Genomic DNA, 13293 nt, shown 5'->3' on the forward strand with positions numbered 1-13293 from the left:
TCATGCCTTCCGTCCGTGCTCTTCCGTCACCGCTCCTGCGCCCGCGCCACTTCGACCGCGACGACGTCGTGGTCCATGCCGGCCTGTTCTCGCTGGTGAACTCGAGTACGACGCCCCGCGCGGCCTGGACCGAGGACCTGATCGCCATCGGCGAGGTCCTCGACGCCGCCGAATTCCCCTACCGCCTCATCCGCGGCACCGACGGCTCGCCCTTCCTCGCGGTGGACCGCGTGCTCGGCGCCGAGCTGGCGACGCTGCTGGCGCGCGCCTTCGCGACCGAGCCCTTCTACGCCAAGACGGTCGACAAGCGGGGCACCCCGCCGCAGCTCCTGGCCGAGGGCGTGCTCGCGCCGTATCCGCGCGCCTCCGTCTTCAAGCTCTTCCGCCCGCGCGTCTCCTCGACGGGATCGCTGCGCTACGGCGCCCGCAGCGGCGTCCGCCTCGAGCTGTGGAAGGTGGGCGAGGAGGAGATCATCACTCCCGCCGAGAACGCGCTCATGCGCAACAGCCTCCCCGTCGCCGAAGCCATCGACGCCCACGTCGAGGCGTACGGCCGCACATGGCCGACGTTCGAGGGCATGTTCGAGCCGCTCGTCAGCGACATCCGCTTCGAGGTCGACATCGTCTTCTCGTGGGTCGACGGCACCGACCTGGAGTTCCAGCGCGCCCGTGCGGCCCGCATGGCGAGCTACGTGGTGGGCGAGGGCGACGACGCTCCGGCGCGCTTCCGCCAGATCGACGAGCTCAAGTACGCCCTGCGCAGCGTCTACATGTACGCGCCGTGGATCCGGCACATCTACATCGTCACCGACTCCCCGCGCCCGCGCTGGCTGGACGAGCACCCGGACGTCACCCTCGTGCGGAGCGAGGACCACTTCCGCGACCTCTCGGTGCTGCCGACGCACAACTCCCACGCGGTCGAGAGCCAGCTGCACCGCATCCCGGGGCTGGCGGAGCACTTCCTCTACTCCAACGACGACATGTTCTTCGGGCGCCCGGTCGACCCGTCGATCTTCTTCTCGCCCGGGGGCATCACGAAGTTCATCGAGGCGACGACGCGCATCGGCATGGGCGACTCCAACGCCTCCCGCAGCGGCTTCGAGAACGCGGCCCGCGTCAACCGGCGCCTGCTCCGCGAGCGCTTCGGCGCGATGACGACCCGTCACCTCGAGCACGCCGCCACGCCGCTCCGCAAGACCGTGATGGCCGAGCTCGAGGCCGAGTTCGAGCCGGAGTTCACCGCGACCGCCGCGAGCCGCTTCCGCTCCGCGAGCGACGTCTCCGTCACCAACTCGCTCTACCACTACTACGCGCTGATGACCGGCCGCGCGGTCGTGCAGGAGAACGCCTCGGTGAAGTACGTCGACACGACGATGCACCAGGGGCTGAAGGACATGCGCAAGCTCCTCAAGAACCGCGGAGTCGACTTCTTCTGCCTCAACGACGGCAGCTTCCCCGAGATCTCGGCGGAGGCGCGCACCAAGGCCGTCATCGGGTTCCTCGAGGAGTACTACCCGATCCCGGCTCCGTGGGAGCGCGAGGACTGACCGTGGGCTGGGCCGTCGGGGGAGCGGTTGCCGGGCTGCTTCTCGGCCTGGCGAGCTCGCTCGTGTTCCCGGGCATCGGAGTGGGAGCGGGCGTCGGCGTGGGCGTCGCGCTGGCCGCGGCGCTGGCGTTCGCCGGATGGCTGTTCGCGCGGGACCGCGCCGGCGGGCGCTGACACCGCCGGCCGTGTCCGAGGACGCGGTCGACGCGGCGCCCGGAGGCGTGGGAGCGACCCCGACGCCCCGCCGCGCCGCTACGCGCTGACGCCCACCCGCTCCACGAGCGGCGGGTAGAGCTCCTCGTCCCGGGCGACGGGGGCCGCCGTCGCCGCGGCGATCTCGACGCCGTGGTCCGCGAGGATCCGCTGCGTCTCGTTCGCCGAGACGTAGGACACCTCGGTCGAGGCGCCGATCGGCACCACCGAGTGCAGCACCGTGCCGTCGTAGACGTGGATCAGGTTGAACGCCTGGGCGCCGTTGCGGGCGCGGGTCGCTCCCACCGGCACGTTGAGGTCCTGGGTGTAGCAGGTGGCCGACGCGACCGAGACCGGGATGCCGGCGAACATCGCCGTCGACGAGTAGTGCAGGTGGCCCGCGATGATGCTGCGGACGTCGGAGCCCTCGAGCACCTCCGCGAGGGCGGGCTGGTCGCGCAGCTCCACGAGGACCGACAGGTCGAGCACGCTCGGCACCGGCGGGTGGTGCAGCGCGAGGATCGTGCCGTGCGGGGCCGGGCTGGAGAGCTCCTCTGCCAGCCAATCGAGCTGCGCGTCCGAGATCTCGCCGTAGTGGGCGCCGGGCACGGTGGAGTCCAGCGCGATGATACGGAGCCCGTTGACGTCGTGCACGCGGTCGACCGGCTGCGTGGTCGGGAGCTGGTCGAGCAGCCCCGAGCGGAACGCGCCGCGGTCGTCGTGATTGCCCATCACCCAGATCACCTCGGCGCCGAGGCGTGCGGCCGCGGGCTCGACGACGGCGCGCAGCTTCGCGTACGCCTCCGGCTCGCCCTTGTCGGCGAGATCACCCGTGATGACGACGGCCTCCGGACGTCCGCCGGACGCCTCCAGCTCGTCGAACAGGAGCCGCAGCTGGGCCTCGCTGTCGACGTCGGAGCCGTACAGGCCGCCGTCTCCGGCGATGAAGTGGGTGTCGCTCAGGTGAAGGATGAAGTGGTTGGGCCGGGGGTACTCGGCCTGGCGGAGGGACATGATCCTCGGGTTCCACGATCGGCGGGAGCCGGATCACGCGACCCGGCGTCGGCACTTGCGCACTGCTCCAGCGGAGGCGACCCCGCTGCGATCAGTCCATCATCGCGGGGTGAACTCCGGGCCAACACCGGTCGGCGCGTCATCGAACGGTTCTCCCAGGTTGTGCCAGGGACGCCGCTCCGATGTCCTCCTCCGACCCGGCGGTCCCGACGCCGGGCTCAGAGCCGCGCGAGCAGGCGCGCGTAGAAGGCGATCGCGCGCTCGAACTGGTCGGCCTCGACCGACTCGTCGACCCCGTGGATCCCGAGCTGCTGCCGCGGGCTGATCTCGAACGGGATGAAGCGGTAGACGTGGTCGCTGATGGCGTGGAAGTGCCGCGCGTCGCTGCCGCCGGTCTGCACGTACGGAGCGACGACCGCCTCCGGGAACGACTCCTGCACGACCGCGCGGAGCAGGTCGTACGGCCCGCCGTCGCCGCGCTCGCCGGTGGGGGAGACGGGGGAGGGCTCGTGGGCGACCTTCACCTCGACCTCGACCTCCGGGTCGTCGATGACGGCGCGGATGCGCTCGACCACGCCCGCCACGGTGCCGCCCGGGTTGATCCGCACGTTCGCGGTGGCGCTGGCGCTGGAGGCGAGGACGTTCGCTCCGGTGCTGCCGCGCAGCTCGGTGATCGCGACCGTCGTCCGCAGCATCGCGGCCGAGCGGTTGGAGTGGGCGGCGAGCGCGCCGACGACGGCGTCCGGGTGCTCGTGCGGGCGGGCGTACCAGACGGCGTGGGCCGCGTCCGCGTGGTCGGCCGCCGCGCGCACCAGCTGGGCGATCGGCTCCGGGAGGGTCGAGGGGAACGGGTTCTCGGTCAGGCGGTGGATCGCCCTCGCGAGCCGCTGGGTGGCGAGCAGCCCGGGCGGGGGCGGCGGAGCGGAGGCGTGGCCGCCGACGTCGCGGCAGGTCAGCTCGAGGTTCATGATCCCGCGCTCGGTGACCCCGATCACGGCGAGGGGGGTCGTGACTCCGGGCAGGATGCCGCGCCGCACGTTCCCGCCCTCGTCGAGCACGAGGCGCGGGCGGACCCCGCGCGCGCCGAGCAGGGCGACGACCGAGGGGGCGCCGTCGCCCGCCGTCTCCTCGTTGTGCGTGGAGAGGAGGTACACGTCGTGCCGGGGCCGCTCGCCCCGCAGGACGGCCGCCTCGACCGCCTCGAGGAGGGCGACGAGGGAGCCCTTGTCGTCGAGGGCGCCGCGCGCCACGACGGAGGTGCGGCCGTCCGCGGCGACGACCGTCTCGGCCGCGAACGGGTCGTGCGACCATTCCGCCGCCGTCACGCTGACCACGTCGTAGTGGGCCATCAGCACGGCCGGCTCGCCCGGCTCCTCGCCCCGCCAGCGCCAGAGGAGGGAGTGGCCGGCGACGGTCTCGGACTCCAGCGCCGCGTGCAGCGCCGGGTAGAGCTCGGCGACGAGCTCCCGGAAGGCGTGGAAGCGGCTCCAGTCGGTCGCCGACTCGTCCGAGTGGGACACGGTGTCGACGCGCAGCAGGGCCTGGAAGCGCTCGAGCGCGGTCGTCGTCACCGGGCTAGCCTACGACGGCGGTGCCGGGCTCCCGGCCCGTCGGAGCGGAGGTGCGCGGTGGGGCTGCCCGAGGTCTGCGTCGTCTACGTCCTCCGCGACGGCCCGCGGGGCGCGGAGGTGCTCCTCGGCTGCAAGCGCAGGGGCCTCGGCGAGGGCCGCGTGGTCGCCCCCGGCGGCAAGCTCGAGCCCGGGGAGTCGCCCGTCGACGCGGCCGTCCGCGAACTGCAGGAGGAGGCCGGGCTCGTCGCCCGAGCGGCCGATCTGGAGCCGCGCGGCGTGCTCGACTACTCCTTCCCGCACCGGCCGGCCTGGAGCCAGCGCTCGCACGTCTTCCTCTGCCGCCGCGTCACCGGCGAGGTCACCGAGTCGAGCGAGCTCGCCGCCGCCTTCGTCCCGGTCGAGGAGGTGCCGTTCGAGCGGATGTGGGATGACGCCCGCCTCTGGCTGCCGGGCGTGCTGCGCGGGGGCGCGCCCGTGCGCCTCCGGGTCGAGTTCGGCGCCGACCTCGCGAGCGTGGCCTCGTGGGGGCCGGCCGACGCTCAGACGAACGTTCCCGCCACCAGCAGCGCCAGCAGCGAGATCACCGAGGCGATCGAGAGCGTCAGCGAGTAGGCGGTGAACGTGCCCCGCACGGTGAGGCCGAGCACGGACTTGAAGAGCCAGAACGCGTTGGCGTTGACCATCCCGAGGAAGAGCGCGCCGGAGCCGGCGGCCAGGGCGATCAGCGCCGGGTTCACGTCGAGCACGGGGATCAGCGGGGCGACGATGCCGACCGCGGTGATCGCGGCCGTCGAGACCGAGCCGATCGCCGCGTGCAGCACGGCCGCGACGACCCAGGTGAGCAGGATCGGCGAGAGGGCCCGCCCGTCGAAGGCGCCGGCGAGCGCGTCGCCGACCCCGGTTCCTCCGACCACGGCGGCGAGGCTGCCGCTGACCCCGGTCAGGACGACGATCGGGCCGCTGCGGGTCAGTGCTCCGCCCAGTGCCGTGGCCACGGCGCCCTTCGGGAGCGTCCGCAGTGCCGTCGCGTAGGCCAGCACCAAGCCGGCCAGCAGCGCGATGTGCGCGTCGCCGAGGAACCGCAGGAGGGGGACGTCGAGCTCGGCCAGCTGGGTGAGCGAGTTCGCGGCGATCAGCACGATGGTGAGGGCGATCGGAGCGACGGCCAGCGCGAGCGGCACCCGCCGCTTCGCGAGCGCCGTGCCTCCCGTGGCCGCGCCCGCCTCGGGCTCGAGAGCGGGCCCCGGGACCGCCCCGCCCTCGAGGTCGCGCTCGTCCCGCCAGCCGCCGCGCTTCACCAGGGCGCTGTACACCAGCACGGTCAGCACGATGGTGACGATGCCCAGCGGGGCGCCGATGGCGACCATCGACGGCAGGGGAGCGCCCGCGATGCCTGCCGTGGCCAGCGCGGCGGCTCCGGGGACGACGAAGACCACGCCCACGATCATCCCGACGATGGAGGAGCCGGCCAGCAGCCCGTAGCCACCGGCACCGAGCCCCCGCGAGGCCAGACGAGTCAGCGGTGCGCTCATCACGACCAGCACGTCGGAGTAGATCGAGGGGAAGGCGACGCCCAGGGTCAGCGCGTAGGCGACCGGGAGCGCGCGCCGACCGAAGCGCTTCACGAGCCAGCGGGCGAGCAGTGGGGCCACGCCCAGCGCCTCCAGGAGCGATCCGAGCAGCAGGCCGAGCGCGATCAGCAGGCCGATGTCGCCGAGGACCGCGCCGAATCCGGACGTCATCGCGGTCACCGTCCCCTCGCCGCCCTGCCCCGAGACGAGGCCGAGCCCGAGGGCCGAGACGAGGAGGGCGATCACCGGCTCGACCTTCAGCACGACGATCAGGACCACGACGGCCACGATCGTGAGCAGGATGAGGAGCACGGGCCAGTAGTCGGTCATGGGCGGTCCTTCTGTCGAGGAGCGGGAGGGCCCGGAGACCGGGTCGCCGCGAGCCGTCCAGCCCCGGCCGTGGTGCGCCGCCAGACGGACGATCGCGCGGATCCGCGGAGCCGGGAGAACGCCGCGGAGACGCGGCGCGTCAGCGGAACATACCGATCCCCGACCCTGCTCCCCGAAGTCGACGACTTCTTTCGTCATGCAGCGTCGCGAACACGCGGGCCGGATGCGCACCCTGCTACTTTCACCGGGCAGACGTCCTCGGGGGGAGGACGCAGCCGCATCTCTCCTCCGTGGTCACCCGCATCCGGACGGCCTCCGCCGTCCGACCCGCCAGGCGCCCTCCGTGGGGCGCCGCCGTCAGCGGGCCACACGACAGCGACGCGATCCGGCCCCGCCCGGACGCGCCCGAGCGCAGCAGGAGCACTACCCATGACGGCACAGATCATCGACGCGACCGATCTCGACGAGCTCCGGCGCGTCGGGCAGGAGCTCCGCGAGGGCGCGACCGTCATCGCGCAGACCGACACGAACTACGGCGTGTTCGCCAGCCCCTTCTCGCGCAGCGCCTGCTTCCGCCTCTACGACATGAAGAAGCGGGACGGCGCGAAGCCGCTCACCCTCTTCGTCTCCGCGCCCCGCGACTGGGCGACCTGGGCCTTCGCCCCGGAGACGGCCGACATGGACGCGCTCGTCGCAGCGTTCTGGCCGGGGCCGCTGAACGTCATCCTGCGCCGCAAGCCCGTCGTCCCGGACTGGGTCACCTCGGGCCAGGACACGGTGTCGGTCGTGCACAACCTCAGCGCCCCGATCAACCTGCTCTCGATATTCGCGGGCCTGCCGCTCGCGGCCACCTCCGCCAACATCAGCGGCACGGTGTCGACCGGACTCGTCGACTTCGACCTCGCCGCGGAGCACCTCGGCGGCGACAGCGACTACCTGATCCGCAGCACCACCGCCCCCGACTCCACGATGAGCAGCACGATCGTCTCCCTCGTGGGCGGCGCGTCGATCGTCCGTCAGGGCGACGTGGGCGCCGACGCACTGCGGGTCGTCGTGCCCTCCCTTGTCTGACCTCGGGCGCGGGGACGCCCCGCGCGGCCGCAGCGCCGCCGGGCTGATCACGGTCTACCGGATCGTCTCGCGCGCCTACTTCCACCTGCCCGTGGTCGCGGTGTTCCTGCTGGCGCGGGGCTACCCGATCCTGGCCGTGGCGCTGCTGCTGGCGCTCTACGGAGTGGTGGCGGCGCTCGCCGACGGCCCGCTCTCGCCGCTCACACGCCGCCTGTCCTCGGCGGGCGCGCTCGTCGTCGGCGAGGGCGTGAAGGCACTGGGCCTCGTCGTGATCGTGCTGGACGCGGATCCGGTCGCCGTCGTGATCAGCCAGCTGCTCGCCGGCTGCGGCTTCTCGCTGACGGCCGGGCGGGACGCCGCGCTGGCCTCCTCGCTGCGCGCCGGAGCCGATGCTCGCCGCCAGGAGACGCGGGTGCAGAGCGGAATGTTCCTCGCCTCCTTCGGCGCGGGAGTGCTCGGGGCCGCCTCGCTCGCGCTCTGGGACCGGCTGCCGTTCCTCCTCAACGCGCTCGTGTCGTGCGCCGCGCTGGCCGTGGTGCTCCTTGCCCGCCTGCCGCTCGGCGCGAGCGCCGCCTCGGGAGTGGCGGCGCGCGCCGTGCGGCCGGCCGTCCTGCCCGCCGCGGTGCGCTTCTGGTCCCTCTACTACTCCGTGAACCGCGCCGTCCTGCTCGCCGCTTACACCTTCGTGATCCCGCTGCTGCTGTTCCAGGAGCTGCGTCTGACGCTGCCCGCGTTCGGCCTGGTGCTCGGCCTCTACACGCTCGCCGGCCTGGCCGCCGCCCGGCTCTCGCCGCTCATCGCCGGCACGCCCCTGGTCTTCCGGCTGACGGCGCTCACCCAGGTGCTGGGCCTCGCCCTGACCACCCTCGGGGTGCTCGGCGCCGCGATCGCCGGACTGGCCCTGCTCGGGATCGCGGGCGGCTTCGTGCGGCCCGCGACGATGATCGCCCTGGCGCCGGCGATGAACGGGCTCGAGGACGGCGCCCGGGTCGCGGTGATGCGCGGACTGGAGCGCAACCAGGGGATCCTCCAGGCCGTCCTGCTCGTCGGCGCCGGGATACTCGTCCCCCTCACGGGAGGGACCGCGCCGACCCTCATCGTCCTCGTCGTCCTCGCGGTCCTCGCGCAGACGATCGGGGCCGTCTCGATGCGACGACAGGAGAGGAGGGCCGTCACCGCGGAAGCGGAGTGACAGAGGAAGTCCGGGAAGAGCCCGCCGGCGGCGTCCCTCATCCACGTGCAAGGAGTGAAGCAATGCAGCCCATCTACACGTTCTCCGATTCCGACAGATCGACCCTCCAGCAGTCGCTGCTGGCGGTCGCCATCGACCCCTACAAGGACTACGACCGCTTCCGCGACGCGATCGCCGCGCTGATCGACAGCGGCGACGTCCCGCAGGGCTTCGTCGACGCGCTCGCCCGCATCCGGCGCGAGCGCGACGAGAAGATCACCTACGCGCACCTGATCTCGAACAACCCGGTCGACGACGAGATCCCCTGGCTCGACCAGGACGACGCGCTCGAGGACAAGTACCGCAAGAAGCTGACGTTCGTCGGCGAGGGCCTGCTCGAGCTGCAGTCGCAGTACCTCGGCTCGCCGCTGCTCGCGTACGCCACCCGCAACAACGGCGACTTCTTCCAGGACGTCTACGCCGACAACCGCTTCTCGAACACCCAGACGCAGAAGACCGACGGCGAGCTGTACTGGCACAACGAGCGGACCGCGCACCCGGTGCGCGCCGACTTCATCTCGCTCCTGGGACTGCGCACGCCCGAGACCGACCTCGTCTACACGAAGTACGTCGACGGCCGCGAGATCCTGCGCTTCATCTCACCCGAGAACCAGGCGCTCCTGCGCGAGGCGGTCTACATCACCCCGTTCGACGAGCTCTCGCGCGCCCAGAACAAGAACCAGATCGTGTCGGACCAGCACGCTCTGCTCGAGAACGAGCACAGCTTCCGCTACTACGACACCCGGACGGTGCCGGCCGACCCGGACGACCTGCCGCACCTGTGGGCGCTCTGGCAGTTCCGCGATGCGCTCTCGAAGGTCAGCGAGCAGTACCACCGGATCCGCGACGCGGACCTGCTGATCATCGCGAACCAGGACGGCCTGCACAGCCGTCAGCTCGTCGACGTCCAGGACCGCGACAAGACCCGCTTCCGCTGGCTGCTGAAGACGTACTCGTTCCGCGACGCGGCGACCGCGGACCGCCACTCCGACTACTGGCTCGACGGCGTCCGCGGCCGAGTCACCGACTGAGAGAGAAGGAGAACGACATGACCGATCTGACCAGGAGCACGCCCCCGCACCCGCTCGACTTCCTGCCCGCGACGGCGCCCCTGGAGGTGTCCAGCGACGACGTGACCGACGGCGAGCGGCTCGCCGAGGCCCAGGGGAGCGGCGACACCAGCCCGTCCCTGCGCTGGAGCGCCGGCCCCGAGGGCACGCAGTCGTACGCCGTGACCGTGTTCGACCCCGATGCGCCGACCCTCGGCGGCATCCACCACTGGGTCCTGGTCGACATCCCGAAGGAGGTCACCGAGCTGGCCGCCGGCTCGACGGAAGTGGGGCGCCCGGCGCTCAACGACCTCGGGTCGCTCGCCTACGCCGGTGCGGCCCCGCCGCCCGGTGACCGCCCGCACCGCTACCTCTTCACGGTGCACGCGCTCGGAGTGCCGACGCTGCCGGTCGACGAGTCGACTCCGGCCTCGCTGGTCGGCTTCCATCTGACCGTCAACACGCTCGCGCGAGGCTCGCTCACGGCCCTCGCCTGAGCCGTCCCGTCGGCGCGCGCGGCGCGGACGGGCGCGCACCGGGCACCGGAGTCGATCCGGAGCCCGGTGCGCGTCCGTTCGCGGCATCACCGCCGCGGACGACGGGAGGCGATCCGCTAGGCTTCCGCTCGGCCGGGGCCCCGCCCATGGCGTCTCTGGACACCACGAAAGGGAAAGAATGACCAGCACGACGGTGATCGAATGGCGTGAGCAGGCTCCTGCGGAAGCGGTGGACGCGCTCTACGCCCCCGGTGGACTGGTCGTCTGCGCGACCAAGGTCGGCTACATCCTGATGACGACCGACGGAGCGGGCCTCGAGCGCAAGTTCTCGGCCAAGCAGCGCAACCGCAACAAGCCGGGCGTCGTGCTCTGCTCCAGCATCGAGCAGCTCACCGAGCTCGCCGAGCTCAACGAGGAGGTCCTCGCCTTCTACCAGAAGCACTGGGACCAGGACGTCCTGCTCGGCTGCATCCTCCCGTGGAAGGCCGAGGCCGTCGACCTGATCGACGAGGACGCCCGCGAGCTGGTCCGCGACGGACGGGGCACCAGCTGCTTCGTCATCCGCTTCGGCCGCCCGGCCGAGCAGCTGGTCGCCACCATGTGGGAGCGCGACCGCACCCTCACCTTCGCCAGCTCGGCCAACCCCTCGGGCGTGGGCAACCGCGGCCGCGTCGCGAACATCGGCGAGCGGATCGAGAACGAGGCCGACGTCATCGTCTCGGCCGACTCCTACGTCTCCTCGATCCAGCCGGACAAGGACGAGGACTCCCGCCACGAGCAGGGCGTCATGGTCTCGATGGTGGACGCCTCGGGCGCCCTCATCCCCGTGCAGGGCGGCGAGCGCTCGATCACCCCGGGCCCCGTGCTGATCCGCCGCGGCCTCGACTACGAGCGCATCATGCTGAACCTCGCCGAGCAGTTCAACTCCTGGGACTACCGCCAGGGCGAGTACTACTGATCCGCTAGCGGATCGCGACGACGGCCGGGCCGGGGCTCGCCCCCGACCCGGCCGTCGTCGTCCCCGGCGTCAGAGCTCGAGCACGTCGCCGGGCTCGAGCGCGTGGTACTCCCCGCCCCCCTCGCGCACGGCCCAGCCGAGCCGGTCGTGGCCGAGCGCGCGTCCCGCCTCCGAGAGGACCTGCTCGTGGGTCGCGAAGGCGTGCCGCGGCGCGATCTCGAGCACGTAGTCCATCGCCTCGGCGATCTTCATCCACGGCGCGCCCGACGGGGCCGCGAGGACCTCGACGTCGACGCCCTCGGGGACGGTGAAGGAGTCGCCGGCGTAGTAGACGCGGCCGTCGACGAGGACGCCGACGTTGTCGATGACGGGGATGCTCCGGTGGATCACCGCGTGGCGGGCGCCGAAGAAGCGCAGCTCGAACGGGCCGACCGTCACCAGGTCGCCGTCGGCGACCGTCTCGACGTCGAAGCCCTCGGCGGCGGCGGCGACCCCGGCTGGGCCGAGGATCCGCAGCGACGGGGCCGCGTCGCGCAGGCGCTGCAGCTGCTCCGGGGTCCAGTGGTCGGCGTGCTCGTGGGTGAGCACCACGGCGACGGTGTCGGTCGTCCCCTCGACGGGCCGGGTGAAGGACCCCGGATCGATCACCAGCCGGGCGCCGTCCTCCTCGATCAGGACGGCGGCGTGCTCGAGTTTCGTCAGTCTCATGCCCCGAGCCAACCGCCTCGGCGGGCGGCGGGCAAGGCCGGGGCCGAGCGGAGACCGGATGGGCCGGGCGCTCGATTTGCGTCGATGCGGATCCGTGTGCAACACTCTTCGAGTTGCAAAAACGCGGCCCCATCGTTTAGCGGCCTAGGACGTCGCCCTCTCACGGCGGTAACGCGGGTTCAAATCCCGCTGGGGTCACCACGGCAACACGAGAAGAACCCCCGGTCTGACCGGGGGTTCTTCTCGTTTAACACCCGGGTGCTCGCCACGCGGCACCCGCTCGACGCATCGCGCCGATCGCCTCGTTCCCGCTCCGCCTCCCCGGGGCCGCATCCCGCCGGATCGGCGCTAGGATCGCATCCGCGAAGGGGAGTATCCCGCCTTTCCGCTCCCGTCAGTACGCACCGCCCCTGCGCGGCGCCGGGGGCGGGACGGGTGACGCGGACCGGCACGGCCGTCCGCTCCCCGGGGAGAGACTTTCGGCCCCTCATCCACTCGGAAGGCCCCCCATGCTCGATCTGCCCGTCTGGTTCGTGATCGGCTCGTTCGTCGTCCTGAGCCTGATCCTCGCCGCCGACCTGCTGCTGGTCTACAAGCGCCCGCACGTGCCGAGCCTGAAGGAGTCGGGGCTGTGGGTCGGCTTCTACGTGTCGCTGGCGCTCGTGTTCGCGCTGCTGATGCTGATCCTCGGCGGCGGCGAGCTGGCCGGCCAGTTCGTCGCAGGCTGGCTGACCGAGTACAGCCTCTCGGTCGACAACCTGTTCGTCTTCGTCATCATCATGGGCCGCTTCGCGGTGCCGGCGAAGCTCCAGCAGGAGGTGCTGATGGTGGGCATCATCATCGCGCTGGTCTTCCGCGGCGTCTTCATCCTGCTCGGCGCGCAGCTCATCGAGAGCTTCAGCTGGATCTTCTACCTCTTCGGCGCGTTCCTGGTCTACACGGCCTGGAACCAGGCGTTCGGCGCGGAGGACGAGGACGAGGGCACCGACAACCTGCTCATCCGGCTCCTGCGCCGCCGCGTCAAGATCTCGGACTCGTTCGACGGCTCCAGGATCCGCACCACGATCGACGGCACGCGCCACTTCACGCCGATGCTGATCGTGTTCCTCGCGATCGGCTCGACCGACCTGCTCTTCGCGCTCGACTCGATCCCGGCGATCTTCGGCATCACCGAGAGCCCCTTCATCGTGTTCACCGCGAACGTCTTCGCGCTGATGGGGCTCCGCCAGCTCTACTTCCTGCTCGGCGGGCTGATCGACAAGCTCGAGTACCTCAAGTACGGGATCGCGTTCATCCTCGCCTTCATCGGCGTGAAGCTCGTCCTGCACGCCCTGCACGAGAACGACCTGCCCTTCCTCAACGGGGGCGAGCCGGTGCCGGTGTGGGACATCGACACGATCACCTCGCTCGTGGTCATCGTGCTGAGCATGACCGTGGCGACGCTGGCGAGCCTGGCGAAGATGCGCCGCGAGCACCGCCACATCCAGCTGCACGACGGGCACCCCGAGGTCGTCGCGGACGACGCCCGGTCCTCCGCCGAGGAGAAGTGATCCCG

13 protein-coding genes and 1 tRNA gene are annotated in these 13293 nt (G+C 71.8%); 10 read left to right on the plus strand and 4 right to left on the minus strand.

Annotated elements, in window-relative coordinates:
- The first annotated feature begins 2 nt into the window (after nucleotides 1-2).
- Nucleotides 3-1547: a stealth family protein gene (locus tag C5C36_RS10800; RefSeq protein ID WP_104233778.1), complete on the plus strand. Its 1545-nt coding sequence runs from the start codon at nucleotides 3-5 to the stop codon at nucleotides 1545-1547.
- Between the two features lie 2 nt (nucleotides 1548-1549).
- The gene (locus tag C5C36_RS17630; RefSeq protein WP_159939285.1) at nucleotides 1550-1720 is read left to right on the plus strand and encodes a hypothetical protein; all 171 of its coding nucleotides are present in this window, start codon (nucleotides 1550-1552) and stop codon (nucleotides 1718-1720) included.
- A gap of 78 nt (nucleotides 1721-1798) precedes the next feature.
- Here the strand turns inward: C5C36_RS17630 and C5C36_RS10805 are convergent, their stop codons facing one another.
- On the minus strand, nucleotides 1799-2752 hold the full coding sequence (locus C5C36_RS10805; RefSeq protein ID WP_104237890.1) for a phosphodiesterase: 954 nt from the start codon (nucleotides 2750-2752) through the stop codon (nucleotides 1799-1801).
- Nucleotides 2753-2970: 218 nt separating this feature from the next.
- Nucleotides 2971-4323, minus strand: a complete 1353-nt coding sequence (locus tag C5C36_RS10810; RefSeq protein WP_104309736.1) for a M20/M25/M40 family metallo-hydrolase — start codon at nucleotides 4321-4323, stop codon at nucleotides 2971-2973.
- A 57-nt stretch (nucleotides 4324-4380) separates the two neighbouring features.
- Here C5C36_RS10810 and C5C36_RS10815 point away from each other — a divergent pair, with 57 nt between their 5' ends.
- A complete protein-coding gene (locus tag C5C36_RS10815; protein ID WP_181133804.1) occupies nucleotides 4381-4935 on the plus strand; it encodes an 8-oxo-dGTP diphosphatase in 555 nt (184 codons plus the stop codon).
- Here the strand turns inward: C5C36_RS10815 and C5C36_RS10820 are convergent.
- On the minus strand, nucleotides 4863-6224 hold the full coding sequence (locus C5C36_RS10820) for a GntP family permease (RefSeq protein ID WP_181133805.1): 1362 nt from the start codon (nucleotides 6222-6224) through the stop codon (nucleotides 4863-4865). The genes C5C36_RS10815 and C5C36_RS10820 overlap by 73 nt on opposite strands.
- A 429-nt stretch (nucleotides 6225-6653) precedes the next feature.
- Between C5C36_RS10820 and C5C36_RS10825 the strand changes: the two genes are divergently transcribed.
- From C5C36_RS10825 to C5C36_RS10845, 5 genes are all read left to right on the plus strand, one after another.
- Nucleotides 6654-7295 (plus strand): L-threonylcarbamoyladenylate synthase, encoded by a 642-nt coding sequence (locus C5C36_RS10825; RefSeq protein ID WP_104225616.1) that lies wholly within the window; start codon nucleotides 6654-6656, stop codon nucleotides 7293-7295.
- A complete protein-coding gene (locus C5C36_RS10830; RefSeq protein WP_104309738.1) occupies nucleotides 7288-8487 on the plus strand; it encodes a hypothetical protein in 1200 nt (399 codons plus the stop codon). The genes C5C36_RS10825 and C5C36_RS10830 overlap by 8 nt, the downstream gene beginning before the upstream one ends.
- 62 nt (nucleotides 8488-8549) lie before the next feature.
- Entirely contained in the window at nucleotides 8550-9557 is a 1008-nt protein-coding gene (locus tag C5C36_RS10835) for a TauD/TfdA family dioxygenase (protein ID WP_104223082.1), read from the plus strand.
- A gap of 17 nt (nucleotides 9558-9574) precedes the next feature.
- Nucleotides 9575-10072, plus strand: coding sequence for a YbhB/YbcL family Raf kinase inhibitor-like protein (locus C5C36_RS10840; RefSeq protein ID WP_104223083.1), 498 nt, complete (start codon nucleotides 9575-9577; stop codon nucleotides 10070-10072).
- Between the two features lie 178 nt (nucleotides 10073-10250).
- Nucleotides 10251-11030, plus strand: a complete 780-nt coding sequence (locus C5C36_RS10845) for an L-threonylcarbamoyladenylate synthase (protein WP_104223084.1) — start codon at nucleotides 10251-10253, stop codon at nucleotides 11028-11030.
- Between the two features lie 69 nt (nucleotides 11031-11099).
- On the opposite strand, the gene C5C36_RS10850 is transcribed toward C5C36_RS10845, so the two are convergent.
- A complete protein-coding gene (locus C5C36_RS10850) occupies nucleotides 11100-11738 on the minus strand; it encodes an MBL fold metallo-hydrolase (RefSeq protein WP_104262526.1) in 639 nt (212 codons plus the stop codon).
- A 125-nt stretch (nucleotides 11739-11863) separates the two neighbouring features.
- Between C5C36_RS10850 and C5C36_RS10855 the strand changes: the two genes are divergently transcribed.
- A tRNA-Glu gene (locus tag C5C36_RS10855) sits at nucleotides 11864-11939 on the plus strand.
- Nucleotides 11940-12247: 308 nt separating this feature from the next.
- Entirely contained in the window at nucleotides 12248-13288 is a 1041-nt protein-coding gene (locus C5C36_RS10860) for a TerC family protein (protein WP_104223086.1), read from the plus strand.
- The last annotated feature ends 5 nt before the right edge of the window (nucleotides 13289-13293 follow it).

This window comes from Rathayibacter sp. AY1G1 (assembly GCF_002932095.1).
Taxonomy (GTDB): domain Bacteria; phylum Actinomycetota; class Actinomycetes; order Actinomycetales; family Microbacteriaceae; genus Rathayibacter.

Coding starts and splice junctions, on each gene's coding strand:
- C5C36_RS10800 (WP_104233778.1), top strand. CDS start 3: ATGCCTTCCGTCCGTGCTCTTCCGTCACCGCTCCTGCGCCCGCGCCAC.
- C5C36_RS10805 (WP_104237890.1), bottom strand. CDS start 2,752: ATGTCCCTCCGCCAGGCCGAGTACCCCCGGCCCAACCACTTCATCCTT.
- C5C36_RS10820 (WP_181133805.1), bottom strand. CDS start 6,224: ATGACCGACTACTGGCCCGTGCTCCTCATCCTGCTCACGATCGTGGCC.
- C5C36_RS10825 (WP_104225616.1), top strand. CDS start 6,654: ATGACGGCACAGATCATCGACGCGACCGATCTCGACGAGCTCCGGCGC.
- C5C36_RS10835 (WP_104223082.1), top strand. CDS start 8,550: ATGCAGCCCATCTACACGTTCTCCGATTCCGACAGATCGACCCTCCAG.
- C5C36_RS10840 (WP_104223083.1), top strand. CDS start 9,575: ATGACCGATCTGACCAGGAGCACGCCCCCGCACCCGCTCGACTTCCTG.
- C5C36_RS10845 (WP_104223084.1), top strand. CDS start 10,251: ATGACCAGCACGACGGTGATCGAATGGCGTGAGCAGGCTCCTGCGGAA.
- C5C36_RS10850 (WP_104262526.1), bottom strand. CDS start 11,738: ATGAGACTGACGAAACTCGAGCACGCCGCCGTCCTGATCGAGGAGGAC.
- C5C36_RS10860 (WP_104223086.1), top strand. CDS start 12,248: ATGCTCGATCTGCCCGTCTGGTTCGTGATCGGCTCGTTCGTCGTCCTG.